At 60.7% G+C, this 22,265-nt stretch carries 19 protein-coding genes and 1 tRNA gene; 5 read left to right on the plus strand and 15 right to left on the minus strand.

Annotated features, from left to right (window positions below; translation table 11 throughout):
- Window positions 1-2: 2 nt before the first annotated feature.
- From ACWHTU_RS00745 to ACWHTU_RS00800, 12 genes are all read right to left on the minus strand, one after another.
- Window positions 3-1,637 carry a complex I subunit 4 family protein gene (locus ACWHTU_RS00745; protein WP_447861017.1) on the minus strand — a complete coding sequence of 545 codons (1,635 nt, stop codon included), beginning with the start codon at window positions 1,635-1,637 and terminating at the stop codon, window positions 3-5.
- A 3-nt stretch (window positions 1,638-1,640) separates the two neighbouring features.
- On the minus strand, window positions 1,641-3,281 hold the full coding sequence (locus ACWHTU_RS00750; RefSeq protein WP_447861018.1) for a complex I subunit 4 family protein: 1,641 nt from the start codon (window positions 3,279-3,281) through the stop codon (window positions 1,641-1,643).
- Between the two features lie 22 nt (window positions 3,282-3,303).
- The gene (gene nuoL, locus ACWHTU_RS00755; RefSeq protein ID WP_447861019.1) at window positions 3,304-5,301 is read right to left on the minus strand and encodes an NADH-quinone oxidoreductase subunit L; all 1,998 of its coding nucleotides are present in this window, start codon (window positions 5,299-5,301) and stop codon (window positions 3,304-3,306) included.
- A gap of 1 nt (window position 5,302) precedes the next feature.
- On the minus strand, window positions 5,303-5,605 hold the full coding sequence (gene nuoK / locus ACWHTU_RS00760) for an NADH-quinone oxidoreductase subunit NuoK (RefSeq protein ID WP_447861020.1): 303 nt from the start codon (window positions 5,603-5,605) through the stop codon (window positions 5,303-5,305).
- A 92-nt stretch (window positions 5,606-5,697) separates the two neighbouring features.
- Window positions 5,698-6,219, minus strand: a complete 522-nt coding sequence (locus tag ACWHTU_RS00765; RefSeq protein WP_447861021.1) for an NADH-quinone oxidoreductase subunit J family protein — start codon at window positions 6,217-6,219, stop codon at window positions 5,698-5,700.
- 10 nt (window positions 6,220-6,229) lie between these two features.
- Complete coding sequence (gene nuoI, locus ACWHTU_RS00770; RefSeq protein WP_447861022.1) at window positions 6,230-6,817, minus strand: NADH-quinone oxidoreductase subunit NuoI; 588 nt, start codon at window positions 6,815-6,817, stop codon at window positions 6,230-6,232.
- Window positions 6,818-6,867: 50 nt separating this feature from the next.
- Complete coding sequence (locus tag ACWHTU_RS00775; RefSeq protein ID WP_447861023.1) at window positions 6,868-9,579, minus strand: molybdopterin-dependent oxidoreductase; 2,712 nt, start codon at window positions 9,577-9,579, stop codon at window positions 6,868-6,870.
- A gap of 118 nt (window positions 9,580-9,697) precedes the next feature.
- Window positions 9,698-11,002: an NADH dehydrogenase (quinone) subunit D gene (gene nuoD, locus ACWHTU_RS00780; protein WP_447861024.1), complete on the minus strand. Its 1,305-nt coding sequence runs from the start codon at window positions 11,000-11,002 to the stop codon at window positions 9,698-9,700.
- 3 nt (window positions 11,003-11,005) lie between these two features.
- Window positions 11,006-11,449, minus strand: coding sequence for an NADH-quinone oxidoreductase subunit C (locus ACWHTU_RS00785; RefSeq protein ID WP_447861025.1), 444 nt, complete (start codon window positions 11,447-11,449; stop codon window positions 11,006-11,008).
- Window positions 11,450-11,500: 51 nt separating this feature from the next.
- Window positions 11,501-12,016 (minus strand): NADH-quinone oxidoreductase subunit B, encoded by a 516-nt coding sequence (locus ACWHTU_RS00790; RefSeq protein ID WP_447861026.1) that lies wholly within the window; start codon window positions 12,014-12,016, stop codon window positions 11,501-11,503.
- Window positions 12,017-12,045: 29 nt separating this feature from the next.
- Complete coding sequence (locus ACWHTU_RS00795; RefSeq protein WP_447861027.1) at window positions 12,046-12,429, minus strand: NADH-quinone oxidoreductase subunit A; 384 nt, start codon at window positions 12,427-12,429, stop codon at window positions 12,046-12,048.
- 206 nt (window positions 12,430-12,635) lie between these two features.
- The gene (locus ACWHTU_RS00800) at window positions 12,636-12,827 is read right to left on the minus strand and encodes a hypothetical protein (protein ID WP_447861028.1); all 192 of its coding nucleotides are present in this window, start codon (window positions 12,825-12,827) and stop codon (window positions 12,636-12,638) included.
- Between the two features lie 102 nt (window positions 12,828-12,929).
- Between ACWHTU_RS00800 and ACWHTU_RS00805 the strand changes: the two genes are divergently transcribed.
- Together ACWHTU_RS00805 and priA are read left to right on the plus strand one after the other, a co-directional pair.
- On the plus strand, window positions 12,930-14,498 hold the full coding sequence (locus ACWHTU_RS00805; protein WP_447861029.1) for an OmpA family protein: 1,569 nt from the start codon (window positions 12,930-12,932) through the stop codon (window positions 14,496-14,498).
- A gap of 149 nt (window positions 14,499-14,647) precedes the next feature.
- A complete protein-coding gene (gene priA / locus ACWHTU_RS00810) occupies window positions 14,648-17,014 on the plus strand; it encodes a replication restart helicase PriA (protein ID WP_447861030.1) in 2,367 nt (788 codons plus the stop codon).
- Window positions 17,015-17,034: 20 nt separating this feature from the next.
- Here priA and ACWHTU_RS00815 read toward each other — a convergent pair whose 3' ends face one another.
- The 3 genes from ACWHTU_RS00815 to ACWHTU_RS00825 form a co-directional block, all read right to left on the minus strand.
- Window positions 17,035-17,451 (minus strand): hypothetical protein, encoded by a 417-nt coding sequence (locus ACWHTU_RS00815; protein ID WP_447861031.1) that lies wholly within the window; start codon window positions 17,449-17,451, stop codon window positions 17,035-17,037.
- A gap of 199 nt (window positions 17,452-17,650) precedes the next feature.
- Entirely contained in the window at window positions 17,651-18,022 is a 372-nt protein-coding gene (locus tag ACWHTU_RS00820; protein WP_447861032.1) for a response regulator, read from the minus strand.
- 979 nt (window positions 18,023-19,001) lie between these two features.
- Window positions 19,002-19,086: transfer RNA gene (locus ACWHTU_RS00825), tRNA-Leu, on the minus strand.
- A 126-nt stretch (window positions 19,087-19,212) separates the two neighbouring features.
- On the opposite strand from ACWHTU_RS00825, the gene ACWHTU_RS00830 reads away from it, so the two are divergent.
- The 3 genes from ACWHTU_RS00830 to ACWHTU_RS00840 all read left to right on the plus strand — a co-directional run bounded on the left by ACWHTU_RS00830 (window position 19,213) and on the right by ACWHTU_RS00840 (window position 22,233).
- Window positions 19,213-19,905 (plus strand): HAD family hydrolase, encoded by a 693-nt coding sequence (locus tag ACWHTU_RS00830; RefSeq protein WP_447861033.1) that lies wholly within the window; start codon window positions 19,213-19,215, stop codon window positions 19,903-19,905.
- Between the two features lie 70 nt (window positions 19,906-19,975).
- Window positions 19,976-20,614, plus strand: a complete 639-nt coding sequence (gene queE / locus ACWHTU_RS00835) for a 7-carboxy-7-deazaguanine synthase QueE (RefSeq protein WP_447863288.1) — start codon at window positions 19,976-19,978, stop codon at window positions 20,612-20,614.
- A 98-nt stretch (window positions 20,615-20,712) separates the two neighbouring features.
- Window positions 20,713-22,233 (plus strand): leucyl aminopeptidase, encoded by a 1,521-nt coding sequence (locus tag ACWHTU_RS00840; RefSeq protein ID WP_447861034.1) that lies wholly within the window; start codon window positions 20,713-20,715, stop codon window positions 22,231-22,233.
- Window positions 22,234-22,265: the final 32 nt, after the last annotated feature.

The raw sequence follows: 22,265 nt of genomic DNA on the forward strand, positions 1-22,265 counted from the left end.
AACTACTCGCTGCTTGCCACGCGCTTTTCGCTCGCCGCTGGGAGCTGAGGACTATTGTCCGGTTCCGCCGACGCGACCGGCACCACCTGCGTGATGCGCGCGATCACTGGATCGACACCGGATCGGATCACCGAATAAAAATGTCCGGGGAAAATGCCGAAGCCGACGCTGCAGGCGATCATCAAGAGCAACGGCAGTCGGTCGACGGCCGCCACCGCGTCATGGGCGTGGCTGTAGTGCTGCGACATCGGTCCGTAAAAGACTCCGCGCATCATCCGGAAGAGATAGGCCATCGTGAGCACGATGCCGACCACAGCGACGAGGACCTGCAGCGGGTACTTGCTCCAACTGCCCACGATGATCATGATTTCGGCGATGAAGTTCACCGTGCCTGGCATGCCGATCGAGGCCATGCAGGCCACGATGAAACATCCCGCGATGAACGGCATGCGGTTGACCAGTCCGCCCAGCGAGGGGATGTCCCGCGAATGCGTCTGGTCGTAGACCCAGCCAGCCATGGCGAAGAGCATGCCCGTCGCCAAGGCGTGGGCGAACATGTACAACACGGCGCCGGTGAGGCTGATGTAATCCAGCGCTGCCATGCCGAGGAACACGTACCCCATGTGACTGGAGCTGGAATAACCGATCACGTACTTGGTGTCCTTGGCGTAGAAGGCGACGAAGCCGCCGTAGATGATGCTGAAGACGCACAGCACGGCGGCGATCGGCATCAGCTCCCGCGTCGTCTCCGGCAGGATTTCGAAGGCTACCCGGATGATCGAGAAGTGCCCCAGCTTCATCAGCACACCGGCGTGCAACATGCTCGTGGCAGCGGGCGCGGCGGCATGGCCGACCGGCGACCACGAGTGCAACGGCCAGATCGGTGCGATGGAGGCGAAGCCGAAAAAGATCAGGAGCCAGATGATGTCCGCCAGCAGCCCGGTGAACTTCGCCTTCTCGCGCAGCACCAGGATGTCGAACGTGTTGAGCCCGGAGAATTTGTAGATCAGGAGGATCCCCATCAGCGCGACAACCGCTCCCGCCGAGAGGAACAGCGTCAGCTTCATCGCCGCGTATTCCTTGCTGTTCGAGGCGAAATTGAAGATGAAACCGACGGAGTCCCGCTTTTTCAGCCCCTCAGGGTCGGTCATTTCAAGATAGCCCTTGGTGTGACTCCCCCAGATACCGAGCAGGAGGTACATGGGGATCACGGACATCTCGTAGAAGAAATAGAGGAAAAAGAGGTCCAGCGACATGAAGACGCCGATCGTCGCGGCGGCCAATACCAGGAGCGAGATGTAGAACTCCTTGGTGCGGTCCTTGATGTGCCAGGAGACGAAGATGCCGGCGAACAGCAGAATGGAAGAGGCCAGGACCAACGGGGTACCGATGCCGTCCACGCCGAGGTAGAGAGACACGCCGAGTTGCCTGGACCATTCGTGCCGCCAGACGAATTGGAACCCGCCCTTGACGGGGTCGTAGGCGTAGAAGAGGTAAAACGACGCGAGCAGCGAGATCCCGGCCGAGACCGCGGCGATCCCGCGCACCAAGAGCGCCTGCCGGTTTGAGACGAACACCAGCGCGATAGCCCCAACAAACGGCGCGAACAAGATGTACAACAGCGTATAGTCGGCCATCGTCTAGTTCCCGTCAGAGTGGGCGCGTGCGGGTTGCGGAGACGAAAGCGGTGAAGACATCGACGCCATGGGTATGCTCTCCCCCGGCGCCTGACCCCTAACCTCTCCCCGAAGTTCCGCGACCGTGCCCCGTTCCAGCCGGTCCATCAGCGCCTGGACCGATCCGTTCATCATCCGTAGGAACGGAGCGGGATAGAGCCCGATCCAAAGGATCATCACGCAGAGGGAAACTGCGATGGCGGTCTCCCGACCGTGCAGATCGGGCATCGCCTGTCCGGGGCCCATTGTCAAAGGCCCCATCATTAACCGCTCGTAATACCACAGAAAATAGGCTGCTCCGAAAATGACCGCGGTCACCGCAATGGCCCCGTACACCCACTTGGCTTTGAACGCTCCCAGGAGGACCAAAAACTCGCCCACGAACCCGTTTGTGCCGGGCAATCCGATGGACGCCAGGCCGATGATGAGCAGGAACGTGGCGAGCAGCGGCACCTGCCTGGCAAGTCCCCCTCCCAATGCCGGCAGTTGCGTGCTGTGCCGCCTCGCGTACAGGAATCCGGCGATGAAGAACAAGCCGGCGGTGGTAAAGCCGAGATTGATCATCGTGAGCAGGCTACCTTGCAGTCCTTGAAAGTTCAGGGCGAACAGCCCGACCACGCAGAAACCCAGGTGGCTGATGCTGCTGAACGCCAGGAGCCGGCGAAAGTCCGGCTGGATCAAAGCCGTGATCGCGCCGTAGAGAATTCCAGCAAGCGCCAGCGCCATCACGACCGTCACGACGCCTTCGCTCCTGGAGGCCTCCGGCAGGAGCGGAATGCTGAATCGCAGGAACCCGTAGGTGCCCAACTTCAGCCCCGCCAGCACCACGGCCATTCCGATGGGGCCCTCGAGCAGGGCGTCAGGTAGCCAGGTATGGAAGGGAAACACCGGGGCCTTGAAGGCCAGTCCCAGGAAGATCAGCCAGAAGATCAACACCTGTTGCTCGACCGGCACCGGCACCGTGAGCAGCTCGAGCAGGTCGAACGAATAGGACGGTTCGACATGATGCGTGACAGCCCACCGATGATAATTAAGGTTGAGCAGGGCGAACCCCACCAACATGAAGACACTGCCCAACAACGTGTACAGAACGTACTTCAGCGCTGCATAGTGCCGCTCGGGTCCGCTGCCCCAGAGCTTGATCAAGAAATAGCTGGGGATCAGCATGAGCTCCCAAAAGACGAAAAAGAGGATCAGGTCGAGCGAGACGAAGATTCCGATGATCGTGCTCTCCAGCGCCAGCAGCGCCATCAGGTACAGCTTCGCCTGGTGCCGGACCGTCTCCCAGGAATAGATCACGATCAGCACAGTCAGGAACGCCGTCAAGCCGACGAACAACACGCTGATGCCGTCCACCGCCAGGTGGTAGCTGATCCCCAATGGAGGAATCCACCGTGCCCGCTCCGTGAACTGCATGGCCGGCGATTCTGGCACGAAGCGCAGGAGCACGAACACGGCGAGCGCCAGCTCCAGCAACGAGACCGCCAGGGCCGTGACCTTCACCAGGTCCTCATCCTCCAGCCACCACAGCGCCGCGGCGCCGAGCAACGGAAGGAAGAGCAGACAGGAGAGAATGGGGAACCCTGCGCTGAATTCTTCCAACATGACGCAACGCCCTTTGCGCGCTTTACCGTAACGCGATCCCGATGGGAGACGACCCGGTCCACCAGACGAGCATCAGATGGACCAAGATGAACAGCCCCGCGACGATGATGGCCGCGTAATGGTGGACCATGCCGCTCTGAAGCCGGCGCCAGGACCGCGCGGCCAAGTGATTGGCGTACCCGATGACGTTCAGGACGCCGTAGATGACGTGCTTCTCGATCCAGGTGCTAACGGCCGAACCGGTTTCCGTGAACTGGCCGACCGCACGGACGATCCCGTCGATAACGGTTCGGTCGAACCAATCCAGCAGCATTCCCAGGCGCTTCGTCGGTTCGACGAACAGCGCGTCGTAGATCTCATCGACATAGTATTTGTTCAACAGCATCCCGTAGGCTAATGAGAGGCGTGCAGCCCATCTGTCCGCTGTCCCCGGACGGACGCTGTACAGATAATGGGCCAGCCCCCACCCCGCGAGCGCGATCGTGGTGGCGACGCCTATCAACATCAGCACCACCCCGATATGCGGTTCATGAGCTTCTGCGCCTGCGGCGGTGACGGGCGCGAGAAAACGGTGGAACCAGCCGTTCTCCGGCGGGACGCCGGGGAACCCGCCGACGACCGACAGCGCCGCCAGTACGACCAGGGGTACGAGCATCACCGGCGGAGACTCGTGGATGTGCTCGGCCGTATGGTGAGCCACCCGCGACTCACCGTAGAACGTGAGGTAGGTCAAGCGGAACATATAGAACGCCGTGAGGAACGCGCCTAGCGCGGCCATCGCGTACAGGCCGTAGTGCCGGTGCGTGAACGCGTGGGCCATGATCTCGTCTTTGCTCCAGAACCCGGCCAGAGGGAAGATGCCCGCGATGGCCAGGGTTCCGATCAGGAACAATCGGTGCGTCCAAGGGATCTTCGATTTGAGGCCGCCCATCTTGCGGATATCCTGTTCGCCAGAGAGGGCATGGATCACCGAGCCGGCGGAAAGGAAGAGCAAGGCCTTGAAGAACGCATGGGTCATGAGGTGAAAAATAGCGGCGGCGTACGCGCCGATTCCGCAGCCGAGAAACATGTACCCCAACTGGCTCACCGTCGAGTAGGCCAATACCCGCTTGATATCGGTCTGCACCAAGCCGATCGTCGCGGCGAAAAGCGCCGTGACGCCCCCGATCCACGCCACCGCTGTCATCGCGACCGGCGAGAGATCGTAGATCACGTGATTGCGAACGATCATGTACACGCCGGCGGTGACCATCGTGGCGGCATGGATGAGTGCGCTGACCGGCGTCGGTCCTTCCATGGCGTCGGGCAACCAGGTGTAGAGCGGAATCTGCGCCGACTTGCCGACGGCGCCGATGAGCAGGCAGAGTGCGATGGCAGTGGCGGTCTCGGGCGCCAGCGACCCGGCCTGCGCGAACACCCGGGTGTAATCGAGGGTCCTGAAATTGACGAAGACGAGGAAAATCGCGAGCAGGAAGCCGGCGTCTCCGATCCGATTGACGACGAAGGCCTTGGTCGCCGCCTTGGCGGCCGACACGCGGTCGTAATAGTAGCCGATCAACAGATACGAGCAAAGTCCGACGCCTTCCCACCCAATGAACAGTACCGCATAGTTGTTGCCCATCACCAGCAGCAACATGGAGACCATGAAAAGGTTCATGTAAGTAAAGAAGCGGGTGAATCCCTCTTCGCCGTGCATGTACCCGACGGAATAGACGTGGATAAGGAAGCCCACGCCGGTGACGACCAGCAGCATGATGCAGGTCAGCGGATCGATCAGGAAAGCCAGGTTGATCGTCAGGTCGCCGCCGAAGATCCATTGGTAGGCCGTCACCTCGCGGGCGGCCCCGCCGGACTTCAGCGTGTCGGCAAAAACGCCGACGGCGCAGAGAAACGACAGCCCGACCGACCCCCAGGCGAGCTTATGTGCGGCCTCGTGGGAATAGCGGTGGCCGAACAGGCCGTTGAGGATCACGGCCGTCAGCGGCAAAAGCGGGATCAGAACGACGAGCAGCTCGAACACGTCACCACTTCAACAAATTCATTTCGTCCACGTTGGTCGAAATCTTGCCTCGAAACACGACGATGATGATGGCCAGACCCACCGCCGCTTCTCCCGCGGCAATGGCAATGACAAAGAGGGCGACGATCTGGCCAGCCATCGACTCCAGGTAATGTGAGAAGGCCACCAGGTTGATGTTAGCGGCGTTCAGCATGATTTCCACCGCCATCAGGACGATGATGAAGTTTCGGCGGATCAGCACGCCAATCAAGCCGGTGGCGAACAGGATCGCACTGACGGCCACGTATGCGCTCAATGGAACCATGGCTGAATGTCGTGGCGTGAAGCGTCACGGGTGACGTTCACACCTCTGCCTCCGCTTCGCTTCTCATTCCCTCATCCCCAAGGCCTCCCCCGTCACGTTTCGCGTCCTTCGACGGAAGTCGGCGTCTTCGCGAGCACGATCGCGCCGATGATCGCCCCTAGCAAGAAGACCCCGACAATCTCGAACGGCAGGAGGTAATCGCTGAACATCTTGATGCCGACCGCATGGCTGGCGCCGTTTTGTAGAATCGCTTCCGTCGGCGCGTCGCCTTTCGATCCGCCGAACGGTGACCGGAGCACCAGGAGCAGCAGTTCGCCGGCGATACCGACGGTGGCGAAAAGGATCAGCGCGTAGCGCGTATGGAAGTACCGCTCTTCGGTCTTCAAATTGAGCAACATCAGGACGAAGAGGTAGAGGACCAAAATCGCGCCGGCGTACACGATGATCTGCACCGCGAAGAGAAATTCAGCGTTGAGCAGCACGAACAGGCCGGCGACGTGCAGCAACAGCGTCAACAAGGCGAGCCCGCAGTGGACGGGATTCTTCAACGCGACGGTCAAAATTCCCGCTGCAATGCTCACCAGGGAAAAATAGGCAAAAAAGACCGGGACCATGCAGGTCGGATCAGCTCAGATGTTTAGGCGGCGGCTGCGTGGGCTTGAGAACCGACTGGGGGAAAAAGTATCGGTATTCACGGCTCCACTCGTCGTCCTTTTCCTGGTTATGCGCTTGCAAGTACTTCTTGGCGTCAGCGAGATGGCGCTCGCCGATCTCGTAAAGCCGCTTCTTGTCGAACAGCAGTTGGCGTTTGTCGTGGGTAGAATATTCGTACATCTTGGTCATGGCCAAGGCGTTGACCGGACAGGCTTCCACGCAATAGCCGCAGAAGACGCACTTCGTGATATCGATGTAGAACTCGCTGGCGTATCGCTGAAGAGGCCGGGTTTTGTCCTCCGCACTGATGACTTTGATGCAGTGGGAAGGGCAGGCAGCTTCGCACAAGTCGCAGCCGACGCACCGTTCCTGACCGTCGTCGTAGCGCAGGAGCCCGAGCGCGCCCCGATGCGTGTCGGGGATGGTCCGATGTTCGCGAGGATACTGGAATGTGATGGGACGGTGGAACATGTGCTTGAAGGTCACCTTCATTGCGTCCCAGATTTCATAAAACAACGCGGCCTGAAGCACTTTTTTCGCGAGGGCGCCGACGTTCATCTTGGTCTCCGCTCGGGACTGTGGCTGCGCAAAGCTGAAAGAGCTTACTCTTAACCGCCGGCCTTTTCAATATTGACCCATGCGAACTTGAAAGACGGAACCCCGGTGGTCGGATCCACCTCGACCGGCATCAGGTCCTTGACCGGAGGCTGATTGAAATGCTCCGGGAAAAAGCAGGTGCCCGGCATGACGGCCCAATCGGCCTCCACCCCAAGTTCCACCCATCCCCGTTCCGACGTGACCCTGACTTTCGCGTGCTCTCCGAGCCCGAGTCGTTCGATGTCCTGCGGGTTCATCCGAAGCCGCCCCGTGTTGGGAGCGATCTTGATCAGTCCGGAGGCCTGGGTGGACAGCTTGCCGGAATGGTAGAGGACTTGCCCTATCGTCAAACCGAACCGATGGTTGTGCTCCGCCCCCAGTCGCTGCGTGCTGTTTGAGGAGTAACGACTCTTGACCTCGGCCGCATAGCCGTTCGAGAGATAGGACGCTTCCGGTTTTGGGGTGATCTTCCGTGGTTGCCCCAGATTGTAGTACCCCGGCAGGAGTTTCATGATCTCGTTCTGAATATCCTGCGCGGTCTCGTATTCCCATTGGCGACCCAACCCGTTCGCCATCGCTGTCATGATGTGCCAGTCGGGCACGCTCTCGCCGAAAGGGTCCATCGCCTGCCGCACGCGCAGGACCTTCCCTTCCAGATTGGTGAAGGTTCCTTCTTTTTCCGCGTAGGTGCACGCCGGCAGCACAAAGTGGGCAAGTTGCCCGGTCTCCGTCAGGAAGGGATCCTGGCAGATCAGTAGGTCGAGCCGATCCAATGCGGCTCTCACGTCGACGGACGCGGGTAGCGTGGCGAGCGGGTTTTCACCAACGAGGTAGAGTGCTTTAATCTGCCCGCTCCGGCAGCGCGCCAGGATCTCCATGAGAGTCGCCCCCGTGCCGACGGGCGGCAGTGGGGCGTCCCAGGCCTTGGCGAACCGCTCACGCGCGGCCGGGTCGTCGAAGCGTGCCTGGCCCGGTAAAAACTCCGGAGCCACACCCATGTCCACCGCGCCTTGCTCGTTGTTTTCCTCGGTGAGCGTGCCCACGCCGCATCCGGGCCGACCGAGTTTGCCGGTCACCCAGGCCAGGTCGATCAGCTTGAGCACGTTTTGGTACCCGTTCGCCCGCCGCACGACGCCTTCCGCGCAGAGGGCGATAGCCCGCGTCGCTTCAGCGAAGATCGTCGCGGCTTCGCGGATTTGTTCGCCCGCGACGCCGGTGCGGTCGGCGATCTGTTCGAGCGAAATCCCGGCGGCCGCTTCTTTGAGCGCGGCGAACGCCTCCGGATGCTGACCGGTCGCCTCTTCGTCCACCAGGTCCTGGTCGATGACCGACTTGACCAACCCGTCGATGAACAGTCCCTCGGTACCCGGCTTGATCAGCAGGGGATGGGATGCCAGCTTGGCGATGTTGGTGTTGGCGGAGTCCACGACGATGACCTGCGATTTGTAGACGCGGATCGACTCTTTGACGCGCACGGCGGTGAGCGGGTTGGTTTCGGTGATGTTGCTGCCGACTAAGAGGATCGCTTTGGCCTTGGTAATGTCTTCCCAATCGTTGGCCATCCGACCGACGCCAAGCGCGCGCCGGGCGGCGTGGACGAAGTTGAGATGCCCATAGCGCGCACTGCTGTCGAGCTGATTGGTGCCGATCACCGCCCGCATGAGCTTCTGGAAGAGATAGAGTTCTTCGTTTGTGCAGCGGGCCGTAATCAAACCGGCTACCGCCTGAGGGCCGTGCATCGCCTTGATCTCGGCCAGGCGAGACACGAGCGCGGACATGGTCTCAAGCCAGGGCGTTTCCACTAGCCGATTGGCCTTGCGGACAAGCGGCTGCCTCAACCGGGTGTCGCTGTCGAGATATTGAAATCCGAAGCGTCCCCGCACGCACAGCCCGCCGTGACCCTTGGCGGTCTCCGCGCGGTCGCCCCACTTGTTTTTCCAGGACAGCGGCGAGGTCACGCGAATGACCTCCGAATCCTTGGTCTCCAAGTACATCTGGCAGCCGTCCCCGCAGTAGTTGCAGGTGGTCATGGTCTTCTTCATCTGCCAGGGCTTGTACCGGTACTTGGAATATTTGTTCGTGATCGCTCCCACCGGGCAGACTGCCAGGCAGTCCCCGCAGAATTCGCAGGCGAGCGGAAGATCGCCTTTGGCCACCACCTGGTTGAAGCCGCCCTTCTTCATGAACTGCAAGGCGTCGATCATCAGCACGTCCTTGCAGACGTTGATGCATTCGGCGCAGGCGATGCAGCGGTTCATGTTGAAGTCCAGGACCAGGCTGCGCGTGTCCTCCGGGATGAATTTCTGCTTGGCGTTGGCGAGGTTCGTTACGCCGTGGAGAAAAGCCATGTCCTGCAGTTCGCAGTGGCCGTCGGCGTCGCACACCGGACAGTCCAACGGGTGAACCGAGAGGTGTTTCTCGACCGCCTTCTTTCTGGCCTGGAACAAATCCTCCCCTTCTGTGCGGATGACCATGCCGGCCGTTGCCTTGGCCGTGCAGGACCGGACGGGCGCTTTCTTGCCCTCCTGCATCACCAGACACATCCCGCAGGACCCGAACGGATCGAAGGTGTAGTGATAACACATGGCGGGAATGATCTTGCCCGTGCTGGCGATGACGTCGTACAGGGAGACTCCGTCCTTGGCCGTCACGGTCCGGCCGTCGATCGTCAGTTCGATCGTCGCCGCTTCGACTTCAGGATTCGTCGCCGGTTTCAGTGCCATAGCGCTCTCCGTCAGGCGTCAATCGTCACCAGTCATTTCATTCATCCACGGCGAAAAGAGATTTGCGGAGCTCTCATTGCCCGAGAGGCGAATAACGGTTGACCAGTGATGTGTTTTCTTATCTATCGCATTCCCCCATGACGATGTCGTAGGTCCCGAAGATCGTCACCGCGTCCGCGATCATGTAACCGCGCGACATGTGATCGAACGCACCCATGTGGATGAACGAGGGGGCACGAATTTTGAGGCGATAGGGTTTCCCCCCGCCTGTGCTCACAATGTAGAAGCCCAACTCGCCCTTGTGGGCCTCCGTGCCGCAATAGATTTCGCCCGGAGGGGCATTGAACCCCTGCGAGAAGAGCTTAAATTGCTGGATCATAGACTCGAGATTGGTGAAGACCCGGTTCTTTGGGGGCAGCGTCACGCTCGGCACATCAGCCATGATCGGCCCTTCGGGCATTTGGTCAAGACACTGCCGAATGATTTTGACGCTTTCGTACATCTCTCGGATGCGGATCCAGTACCGGTCGTACGTATCGCCGTTCTTGCCGACCGGAACACTGAACTCGCAGCGGGGATACGCGGCATAGGGTTCGTATTTCCGCAGGTCGTAATCCACGCCGGACCCGCGGAGCGTCGGACCACTGAGCCCGAAATTCACCGCGTCCTCGGCCGAGATCACCGCCACACCTTTGGTGCGCGCGAGCCAGATACGGTTTTTTTCCAGGAACACGACGTACTCGTCAATCTTGGGCGGAAAATAATCCAAGAACTTGCGAAGCTTGTCGATGAGCGAGGGGGTGAAATCGCGCTCCACCCCGCCGATGCGATACCAACTCGTGGTCAGTCTGGCCCCGCATAACTCGTCGAACCAGTCCAGCAGGATCTCGCGATCGCGGAAACAATAGAAGAAGACGGTCATGGCGCCGATGTCGAGCGCCTGCGTGCCGAGCCAGAACTGATGGCCGATGATCCGTTGGACTTCTGCCACGATGGTGCGCAAATACTCGGCCCGTTCTGGGACGGTGATGTTCATCAACTTTTCGACTGCCCGGCAGTAGGCGAAATTGTTGTACATGGCGCAGACGTAATCGAGCCGGTCGGTGTGGGGAATGAATTGATGGTAGGTTCCATGCTCGGCCAGTTTTTCGACTCCCCGGTGCAGGAATCCCATGACCGGCGTCGACTTGACGATCCGCTCTCCTTCCAACTCCAGAATCACTTTTAACACGCCGTGCGTGCTGGGGTGCTGAGGCCCCATGTTCAAAAGCAGTTCTTCCGTCCGAAGTGTGGGAAGCGTCGCGCTCTCCGGATGTTCGGGATCGACCTTATAAACCGTTGTCCGTTGATCTTCGAGTTTCATCTTCGTTTCGTAACGAAGCAGCCGATAGCTGGGAGCGAATAGCTCGATGCCGTTCGCCATTCGCTAGGTTTCATTCAGAAATTCGAACGTGTCACGCCACCCCTTGCCGCGCAAGGGGAAGTCTTTCCTGAGCGGATACCCTTCTGGGTAATCGTCCGGCAAGAGGATCCGACGAAGATCGGGATGGTTCCTGAACCGGATCCCCATCATGTCGTAGACCTCGCGTTCCATGAAGTCAGCGCCCTTCCAGATGTCGGTCAGCGAGTCTACAACACAATCCGACTCGGGCACCCGCGTCTTCAACCTGATCCGATGGCGTTTCCTCAGCGAATAGAACTCGTAGACCACCTCGAAGCGCTCCTCGTCATCCGGCCAGTCGACCGAACTGACGTGGACGATATAATCGAAATCCATCGCCGGATCGTCGTGGAGGAATTGCGCCACTTGATGCAAGGCCTCCCGCTTGACGGTGACGGCCAGATCCCCCCGCCACTCGACGGCTTTCACGAAACCGTCCGGAAATGCGGCCTGGATTCTTTGCGCCAGAGGATGCACGTGTTATGTTTTGACCTGTTCCGGTTGCTTCGTAAACACCCGCCGTTGCATGATGCGCTCTTGCAACTTGAGAATGCCGTCGAACAGCGCTTCGGGAGTCGGCGGGCAGCCGGGGACGTAGATGTCCACCGGCACGAATCGGTCCACCCCCTGGACCACGCTGTAGCTGTCGTAGATATTGCCGGATGTGGCACAGGATCCCATTGCGATGACATACTTGGGTTCCGGCATTTGATCGTAGATCTTACGGATGACCGGCGCCATACGACGACACACAGTGCCGGCCACGATCATGAGGTCGGATTGGCGCGGCGACGCCCGAAAGACACCGGCCCCGTAACGGTCCATGTCGTAGCGCGAGGAGACGGCGGCGATCATTTCAATGGCGCAGCACGCGAGGCCGAACGTCAAGGGCCAAAGGGAGCCCTTCCGCGCCCAGTTCACCGCTTTCTCGACCGTCGTCGTGATGACGTCGGGGTGGCCGTCCTTTTCGTGCCGACCAATCTGAATCAGTCCCATTCGTTTCCGTCCCTTTCGTACTCACCCGCTCAGTCCCACTCCAACGCTCCTTTTCTCCACGCATAGACATACGCGACCAGAAACAAGCCGATGAAGATCAACATCTCGATCAGCCCGATCAATCCGATCTTATCGAACACCACGGCCCAGGGGTACAGGAAGATGACCTCGATGTCGAAAATGACGAAGAGCATTGCGAAGATGTAATAGCGAACCGGAAACGGCATGCGCGCGTCGGAAAACGGTTCACTGCCGCACTCGTACGGGCTGAGCTTCTCCGGTTCCGGGTATTTCGGCTGGACCAGATAACTCACCAGAAGGGTGACAACGCCAAAGGCCAGCGCGATCGCGATAAACAGAAGAACCGGAAAATAGCGTGTGAGGTAATCCAGCAGAAGCTCAGTACCGGTCATACACCCCGCTCTCGCTCAAGACCTTGACTTGAAAAGACTATTGGAAATCTTAGACCCCGCCGAATTGCAATAGCAAGCGAACAAAGGACCTAGCACAGGCCCTCCGAAAGCCCTACCGGATCTGGAGTCTCAACGTAGTGGCCGCACTGGGTGCGAGTGCCGGCGATCAAAATCGGAAAGGATCGGAGAGGCACGCACCCTAACCGTTACGGCTTCATCTTGTCCGAAGCCATACGCAGTCCCGAAGGAGGATTGCCGGACCGCACATCCCATTCGATCTCAAGCGGGGACAGCGCGTTGATCTTCTTCCTGCGGTGAATTTGGATGTCGATTCGGCGACGGCCCGGCGAAGCGGGACCTTGGCTTTTCCGCTCGAGCGGTCGGGATCGATTTGGCATGGGGACAAACTCCTACGGCAACGTCCGCTCAAGGCCCTGAAATCGCTTGACAACCCAGTATGGTTTGCTATGGTTGGCAAGTCAACATCTGGAACGACCCCGATGCGCATACCGCCGTCCGGAATTCTGTCGGCTCTTCTAATCTGCATGGTCCTCGGCGGATCGCTCAATACCCAGGCCCAAGCGCAGGCTCAGGATGCCCAGAGCGTCAGGCTCGGGGAGGCTGCCCTGCGGTTTTCCGCCGGGTATATTCGCGAAACGACTCCCTTGGACGGGGTCGTCAACTCGCTGACCGGAGACAACCAGACAACCGGAAACCGAATGCTCGTCGGGGGAAGCGATACCGTCTATTTGCGGTTGACCAGCCCCGGTGAAGCGATGGTCGGCGACCTGTACACCGTGTACAGGCGTGTCCGAAAGGTCTTTCATCCGGCGAATGGCCGCTACCTGGGGTTTCTGACCAACATATTGGGAGTGGTCCGAGTCGTTCAAGTCGACCATGAGCTCATCACGGCTCACGTTATCCGTCCGTATGCGGCCATCTCACCCGGCGACGGGGTCATGCGATTCGTCCCGCCGGTTCAGGAAGAGGCGGCCCAGGGGGCCAGCGGTTTCGGCGAGATCGAGGGCATGATTGTCGAAGTCCAGACGAATCAGTTCTTAATCGGTCAACGGAACTTGGTCTACCTGGACAAGGGGCGACTTGACGGGCTCAGGGTCGGAGACCGGCTCGAAGTCTTCCGAACCGGCTCGGGACTTCCGCGGCGAACCCTAGGAGAAGTAAAAGTCCTGGCGCTCGAAGACGGCACTGCGGCGGGTTTGTTGACGCGGGCCACTGCGCCCATTCTGCGAGGCGATCGCTTCCGGTGGAAGGGTTCCGACGTCGGCGGGCCTGCCGAAGGTCTGCTGCTTCCGGAACGGCCGCAACCAGACCCGATGGTTGAGGAGGCGAGGAGGCCCGACGAATCGGTTCCTGCTGCCGGAAGAGACAAGATTCAGTTCCAGCAGGTTGGCCGCCGCATGTTGATCAACCTGGATGAACTCGTAGATCAATTGGAATATGAATCGGGAGAAGTCGCGGTCAAGCCAGGCGGAATGAAGATCCTCGAGCAGATCGCCGACTATCTCAAGACCGTGACCGACAAGCACATTCGAGTCGAGGGTCATGCGGATAATGTGGAGATCGGTCCCTCGCTCAAAGCCAAGTATCCGACCAATTGGGAACTGTCCAAGGCGCGGGCCTCCTTCGTCGTGCGGTACTTGATCGAAAAGGGCGGTATCGATTCGGCCCAGCTCTCGGCAGTCGGGTACGGCGACACCAGGCCGGTCGCAAGCAATGTCACCGAAGAAGGCCGGCGGAAGAATCGCCGCATCGAAATCGTTCTCTATTCGTCGGAATCCTCTCGAAAGGAACCGCTGCGTGCGCCGGTGCAGTCGGCGACTGGCGAAGCGGGGCATAGTTTCTCCCGTCTGGGACCCACGCCGTTGGGTTCCGACCCCTCGGCCGCGCCGCCGAGCAGCCAGCCTCTCGATGATTTGGCCGCTCCACAGCCTGGGCAAGCCGCTTCGGCTGGAGAGACGGGCGGCTCCGACGTGACTATTCCACCGACCTCGGATGCTCCTGCACCTCAGGCTGATCAGCCGTCTGACCTCGCGCTGCCTCAACCGTAGTCCGGAGGCTTCTCCCTCCGTTCTTGTCAGCGCCGTCGCCGCTCCGGGTATTGTCCATTTTTTAATTTACCAACCGCTTCGCCACACGCCTTGTCCCGTGTTCCTTACATTACATTGTTCCCCATTTGAAGAGCCTGTTAGAATGCCGCATGCCTGACGGTGTGTTCGCTCTGCAGCCGGAAACATCAGTTCCCGGTCCACCTCTCTATGCGGACGTCGTCATCTCTCGGCACCTGGCTCGGACCTTCACCTATCTCATTCCGGCCCACCTACGGCACCGTACCCAGGCGGGGAGTCGAGTGCTCGTGCCCTTCGGGCGTAGCTTCCTGCAAGGCGTCGTGGTTGCGGTGGCCGACCGGCCGCCGGCGGAGTCCGCGTCGAAACGGCTCCGCGAGATCCAATCACTGCTAGACCAGGACAAAGGCTCTGAACTCGGTCCTGAGTTGCTGGAATTATCCCGCCTGGTCGCGGAGCGCTATCTCGCGCCCTGGGGCCAGTGTGTCAGGTTGGTGGCGCCCCCGACTTATCCAGGGCGCCGAAAGGTCAGGTACGGGCTGACCGAAGCCGGATGTTGGGCGCTGAACGGCGGAGAACACCTCTCTGCCGCTGAGCAGGAACTCTTGCGTCGGCTCGCCCGACGAGCGAAAGGCTTGACCGAGACCTCGCTGCGCAAAGCTGTAGGGACGTCGTTTGGGCGGGTGTTGAGGAAAGTCGTGCGAGAGGGCTGGGTGCATTGCCTGGAAGCCGCCGAGCAGCCTGAGTCGGGAGTGAGGACCGGGCGACGGGCGGCCACGGCGCACATGAGGGATGATCTTGATTCGTGGTTGATTGATGCGAGATTCCAGCCACCGGTTCTCTCGCCGGACGCGTCCGCGCGGCTCGATCAACTGATCAGGTCGTGCGATTTCTCCCGACATTCGGCGATCCTGCTCCACGGGCCCCCGGAACACCGCCTCGCTTCTCTGATGGGGGTCGCGGAAACGGTGCTGGCGCGTGAGCAGACGATCCTGGTGATCACGGGGGAGGTGCTTCGGGCCCGGCGGCTCGCATATCAGGCTAGGTCTCGCTGGGGGGACCGGGTCGTTCTGGTCCACAGCGGGCTGCCTGCGGCGGTTCGAACCGAGGGATGGCGGAGAATGCGCGAAGGCTCGGCGCGCGTCGTGATCGGCACGCGGTCGGCGGTCTTCGCGCCGGTCTCGTCCCTGGGGCTGATCTGGATCGATGGAGAAGACGATCCTTCACTAAAGGAGGAACAGGAACCCCGCTACCATGCGCGGGACGTAGCGTGGCTCCGCGCCGACCGGAATCGCGCGGTGCTCGTGCTCGGTTCCTTCCATCCATCGTTGGAAACCTTGCAAGCGATTGAACGCGATGGAGTCGCAATCTACCTCGGACCCGAAGCTCCAGGTCAGCCGAAGGTGGAACTGGTCGACCTCCGGACGTATCCGTTCGGCACCTTGCTGTCGCCGCCGATGATTGAGGGGATCGACCGCGCGCTAGATCAGCGGCGCGGCGCGGCGCTCTTTCTCAACCGCAAAGGGTATGCCCGGGCTCTCACTTGCCACGAGTGCGGAAACGTCCCGCGGTGCGCTGACTGCAGTGTCGCCCTCGTGTATTATCGCCGGATCGGCCGCCTGATCTGCCAGTACTGTGGGGCGTCCATAGCGCTTCCCGACACCTGCCCTGCCTGCCGGGCGGCGAAACTGGAGCCGATCGGGTTCGGTACCGAACGATTAGAGGATGAGGTCCGGCGCGTCTTCCCAAAGGCCAGGATCGCGCGACTCGACCGCGACGTGATCCGGCATGCCTCGCAGGAGGACGCGGTCCGTCGCTTGCTGGGAGCCGGAGAGTTAGATGTGATCATCGGAACGCAGTTGCTGTTCCAGGTCGGGCCGCTTCCCCCGTTTGGATTCGTTGGTGTGCCGTACGCGGATGCCGGATTGCACCTCCCGGACTTTCGGGCCGCCGAACGGACCTATCACGCGTTGCTGGATGCGGTGGCATTGGCACGACCAGACGATGCCGGCGGCCAAGTGGTGCTGCAGACGTATATGCCAACACACCACGCGGTTGCCGCGGTTGTCAATCGCGATTTCCAGACGTTCCGCGAGGTGGAGCTGGCCATGCGGAAGGCCCTCGGCTATCCGCCATTTTGCCATCTCATCAGTTTGAGAGTCTCCGGCAGGAACGCCGACCGGGCGGAGGACTCGGCGGTTCGGTGGGCGGAGTTGTTGAAAGAGCAGGCGCGGCGGGTGGGGTGGCAGTCCGGTCCCGGCACGGCGACTGTAGGCCTGACGAGCGTTCACGCACAGACCGACGGAGTGAGCGTGCTGGGTCCGGTTCCCGCGCCGGTTGCCAAGGTCCGCGGGCGGCATCGCTGGCAACTGCTGGTGAAGTCGACCGATCGCGAGGTTGCCCGCGCGCTCGTCGCCGCGACGCTCGAGCAGATGGAAGGAAAACAGCCGTCCAAGGATCTGAAATTCGAGGTGGATGTCGATCCGGTGGACATGCTATGAAGGGTGACCGTCTTTCCACACTATGACGGCCAGACGTTCCGGTGATCTCCGGGTTCGTCGGAGAGCGTTCGGCCATCACTCTGGCGGCTTCCCGCTCGCTTAAACAAGCCGTAGGAGAACGTGATCCAGAAAATGGACGAAAACAGTCCGAAGAGGATCGCTGTCAAAATCGCCCCCATCTGCTCGTTCGTGGGTTCAGTCGTCACCAGTCGGATCTGAATCATCGTCACGACCGGCCACGCCAAGCTTTCAAGGCCCAGCAGCAGCGTGGACCACGCCCAGATTTCGTTGCTCGTTCGACCGCGCCACAGCAGGAATCCAGCGGCCGCCAGCGCCAGCACGGCAGTCCAAACGAAGGGCAACTCCCCCCAGATGAGCCAAAACCCGATGGCGACCACGAGGCTGCCGAGTAGGGCGTTGAACCGGAGAAGCCACATTCCCAAGCGGGGTCGTGTGATGAATGTTCGGTTTTGACGAATGGCGAGCAGCCAGTCGCAAGCGGCCGACCGTGTTAGACTCTTCGCTGTTCGCTTTTCCCTCTGGCAGTGTGAAGGGATCGCGGAACGAAGTCAACAACGGTCGGTCGAGCGAAGCGGGATCCAAGAGGAAGGAAGCGGCGACGTGCAGAGGTGGCCGCTACTGCCGCAATGCGGCTCGAGCCGCTTCGAGAAGCGCCCGCATGTCGAACGGTTTGTGCAGCGTCCTCCGGGCTCCCAACATTTGCGCGACGTCCAGATGGTTCAAAATCCCGATCATGTCGCTCCCGCCAGTAATGGCGATGATTTTGGAGGACGGAAACTCCTGGCGGAGCGAGATGATGCTCTCCAGCCCGTCCTGATCGGGCATCAGAATGTCCATGATCACCAGGTCAGTCGGGCAACGGCGGTATCGGCACAGACCTTCCTTCCCGTCTCGGGCTTCGTGCACTTCGTAACCGGCTTCTTCCAGCGTCCGCCGGATCAGGCTCCGGATTTGGTCTTCGTCGTCCACAACGAGCACGGACGGCATACAGCCCTCACCTTGCACAAAGTCTAGCATTCGGTTCCCAGCCGAGCAAACGGCCTGCTCAACCGAGCTGGCGCGGAAAAGATTCGCAAGGCTGGACCGCGGTGAGGACCGACTCGTCGTCCCCGCGTATGTTGGACACCCGATGCGCGTCGAAGGGCGCGCGGAGAGAATCTCGCAGCGGGCTTTGACACCGGAGCCATCCTGCGAGGGAGCGTCCATCAGTCTCTCATCAGGCTTCAGGCCCAGAGCCCCACGCACTGCCAGGGAGCAGCGCATCAACGGAAAGCCTGAATTGTGTCAAGATCAGGAATTGGGAAGGCATCAAGAATGGCGAGAGGAACCGATCGCCCGAAATTGAAATCGCCTTGTCGCGCCTGGACTGCATCCGGGCGTTCCATTCCAGTCGCTGGCCCGTCGGGGCCTTCTGGGCATGGCATTTATTTCATGGAAGGCGCGTCGGATTGGCGGTCCGGCCGACCGACCATGTAACACTGGCTCTCTTCATCGAGTGAACGGAAGGGATGAAAATTGCGCGAGCGCGCCGGCCGGCTCGGGTGACGACAAACCCCCCTCTGTTCGATGCTTGTGGAAATAGCGGGCGACCCGGGCGGCGACTTCCTCCGGGATCGCGCGCCGTGCTTCGGATGCGAAGCGCGGCGCTGCCCTGCGTGATGTGCCGTAAGCTGAACGCATGTGAATTGTGCCGGCGGCAGTCGCTGGCGGGACCCTGCGACATGTAGGACGACTCCGGTCGAGGCATTGGTGATGAAGAAACAAGCTGATGCGGCGGTGCATGGTACCAGTCGTTTAGCGGCGCACTCGCGCGCGGCCCATGGTGGCCAGCTACGGAGTTCTTCTTGAGGCGCTGCAGCCCTACGAGCCGTCCTCTGCACCTGCTTCCGCCAGCGAGAAGAAATCCGTTCGCCGGTAGGCGGGCACCAAGGAATGGAGCCTATGAAAAAAAAGGAAAAGGGAGAAATGGTGCCGAAGGGGGGACTCGAACCCCCACGGGTTGCCCCATACGCCCCTCAAACGTACGTGTCTACCAATTCCACCACTTCGGCGCCCGGCGGATTATAGAAGTGGGCCAAAATGCTTGTCAATCAACCGCCTGTCCGGTAGAATCGGCGCCGCTCAGAGACCCGTCGCGTTCCCTCGCGATTGCACTCCACAACTGTGCTGGGGATCAGATGCTTGCCTCATTTCAGACTTCCACGACCGGTCGTCGGGCCGTGAAGATCGCCGCGTTCTTCGACGTGGACAATACCCTGTTGCCCGGGGCGCCCAGCGAGGTCCGATTTTTTTGCTACCTGTGGCGGACCGGAGTCGTCGGCTGGCGCGAGGCGGCCGCCAGCCTTTGGTGGTGGCTGCGTCATGTTCCCCCGGTTTCCCTGCAGCCCCTGCGGGAACAGAAGCTCTATCTCACCGGCAAACACCCGGCCGAGATGGAATCGTTGGCGGAAGCGTTCTGCCGGGAGGAGGTCTTTCCCTTTCTGTCCGCAGACGGGTTGGCCCAACTCGACGCCCACCGACGTCAGGGGCATGCGATCGTGCTAATCACGGGCTCGTTGGATTTTTTGATCCAGCCGCTGGCGGCTTTCTTGTCGGTGACCTCGGTCCTGGCGGCCAGACCGGAACGGACGCCGGCCGGGTTCACCGGTCGGCTCGTGGATCCGCTTCCGTACGGCGATGGGAAACGGCGATTGATGGTGACCTTTGCGCGACAGAACGGGTTCGATTTGGGCGACTGCTATGCCTATGGAGACAGTCCGGGCGATGTGGAAGCGCTGCAGGCGGTCGGCCATCCGACGGTCGTGAACCCGATTAGAGGGATGGCCCGGATTGCCCGCCGTTACGGATGGCCGATCGCGAAATGGGAATAATCGCGCGAACTTGGTGCGCCACGAGGGGCTTGTGCTCTTGGCTGTCGCACCCGACGACCGCCCCACCTGTATGCTGCGCGTGACGGAAATCTTCCTTAGCATTCAGGGCGAATCCACCTATGTGGGTCGACCGTGCGTGTTCGTGCGGTTGACCGGGTGTCCACTGCGGTGCGTCTGGTGCGACACCGCTTATGCCTTTTACGGCGGCGTCGAGATGACGATCGAGGACGTGCTGACCAAGGTCCGGATGTTCGGCTGCCACTTGGTCGAGGTCACCGGCGGGGAGCCGTTACATCAACCGGAAGCCTGCACGCTGATCGAACGGCTCTGTACGGAAGGCTACGATGTCTTGCTGGAGACCAGCGGAGCGATTGACATTTCACCGGTCGACAAACGGGCCCATGTCATTCTGGATATCAAATGCCCCGGCAGCGGCATGATGGAGCGTATGCGTTGGGAGAACCTTTCCCGGTTGACCGCCAAGGACGAAGCGAAATTCGTGCTCAGGGATCGGACTGATTATGAGTGGGCCAAGACCATCCTCCGACAATACGAGCTCGCTGACCGATGTCCCGTCCTGTTCAGCCCGGTCTTTGGCGAACTGGACCTGCGTCGGCTTGCCGAATGGATCTTGGAAGACCGGTTGCCCGTTCGCTTTCAGATTCAACTGCACAAGTACATTTGGGCGCCCGACATGAAAGGTGTGTGATTCAGTAGCCATAAGCTTTCGATGGTCAGTTTCAGTTTAGTTTAAGGTGACGACTGCCGGCCCAGTGCTGACAGTTTGTGCGACAGCAGGGAGATCGAATGAAGATCATGCAGGTGACCGCGAAGCAGGGGCGGGTCGAAGCGGAGCAGGCCGAAGTGTTGGTGTTAACCCACTTCGAAGGCGAGACCTCGTTCCTGGAAGAGACCTCGGCTGTGGATCGTGCCCTCAACGGCGGCTTGCGTGGCCTGCTGAAGAGCGGCGAATTTGAAGGCAAGCCGAACGAGACCGTGTTGTTCCATACAGCGGGGAAGGCCGCGGCCAAGCGCGTGCTGCTGGTCGGCTTGGGCAAGAAAAAGGATCTGCATTTGGACACGATCCGCCAAGCGTTCGGCAGCGCCGCCAAACGCGTGCGCCAGACGAAGGCCGCCACTTTCACGGCCGTTCTGCCGCAGGTTTCTCTGCTGCGTACGTCTGCGATCGAGGTTGCGCAAGCGATGGTTGAGGGTGCCGTGCTGGGCACCTATCGGTTCAACGTCTATCGCAGCGAAGACCAGGCGGAGATGAGAGATCTTACCCGCATGACCGTTGTCACCTCAAGCGGAGAGACACTGGACGATCTGAAGGAGGGCATTCGGCGCGGTCTGGCGACGGCTGAGGCGACCGTATTCGTGCGCGATCTCTGCAACCATCCCTCGAATATTATGACGCCGTCGCGCATCGCCCAGGAAGCCAAGACCATCGCCCGAGAACGCGGTGTGAAGCTGAAAGTTCTTGAACGGGCGGATATGGAGAAACTGGGCATGGGGGCATTGCTGGGCGTCGCGCGCGGCAGCCACGAGCCGCCCAAGTTCATCGTCCTCGAATATCGCGGCAACGGGACTGACGGCCGGCACGCGAAGCCCATTGTGTTCGTGGGGAAGACGATCACCTTCGACACCGGCGGAATCTCGCTCAAGCCGGCGGAGAACATGGAACAAATGAAGGCCGACATGACCGGCGGCGCGGAGGTGCTGGCGACCGTGCGCGCAGCCGCGCGCCTGCGCCTCCCCGTCCATGTGATCGGTATTCTTCCGGCCACAGAGAACATGCCGGGTGGCAGGGCGATGAAGCCCGGCGACATCGTGCGCACCCTCTCCGGCAAGACCGTCGAGGTTCAGAACACGGATGCAGAAGGGCGGCTTATCCTGGCGGACGGCCTGACCTACGCGACCCGCTACAAGCCGGCCGCCATCATCGACGTGGCGACTCTGACGGGCGCATGCATGGTCGCGCTGGGGCAATTCGCGATCGGGATGTTCGGCAACGACGAAACGCTGAAGGAGTCCATACGGAAAGCCGGGCTCAAGACCGGCGAACGCGTGTGGGAAATGCCACTCTGGGAGGAATATTTCGAGCAGCTGAAAAGCGACGTGGCGGATATGCGGAACATCGGGGGGCGGGGCGGTGGGATGATCACGGCGGCCTTGTTCCTCAGCAAATTCGTGAGCGACTATCCTTGGGTGCATCTTGATATTGCGAGCACCGACTGGAGCGAGCGGGAGCGGGCCTATATCCCGAAGGGCCCGACGGGGATCGGCACGCGACTCCTGATCCAGTACTTGATTGATCGGTCTCTCTAAGCCAGGAAGCGCGTGTTCTCCTAATGTGAGGA

It is taken from the genome of Nitrospira calida (genome assembly GCF_976986435.1).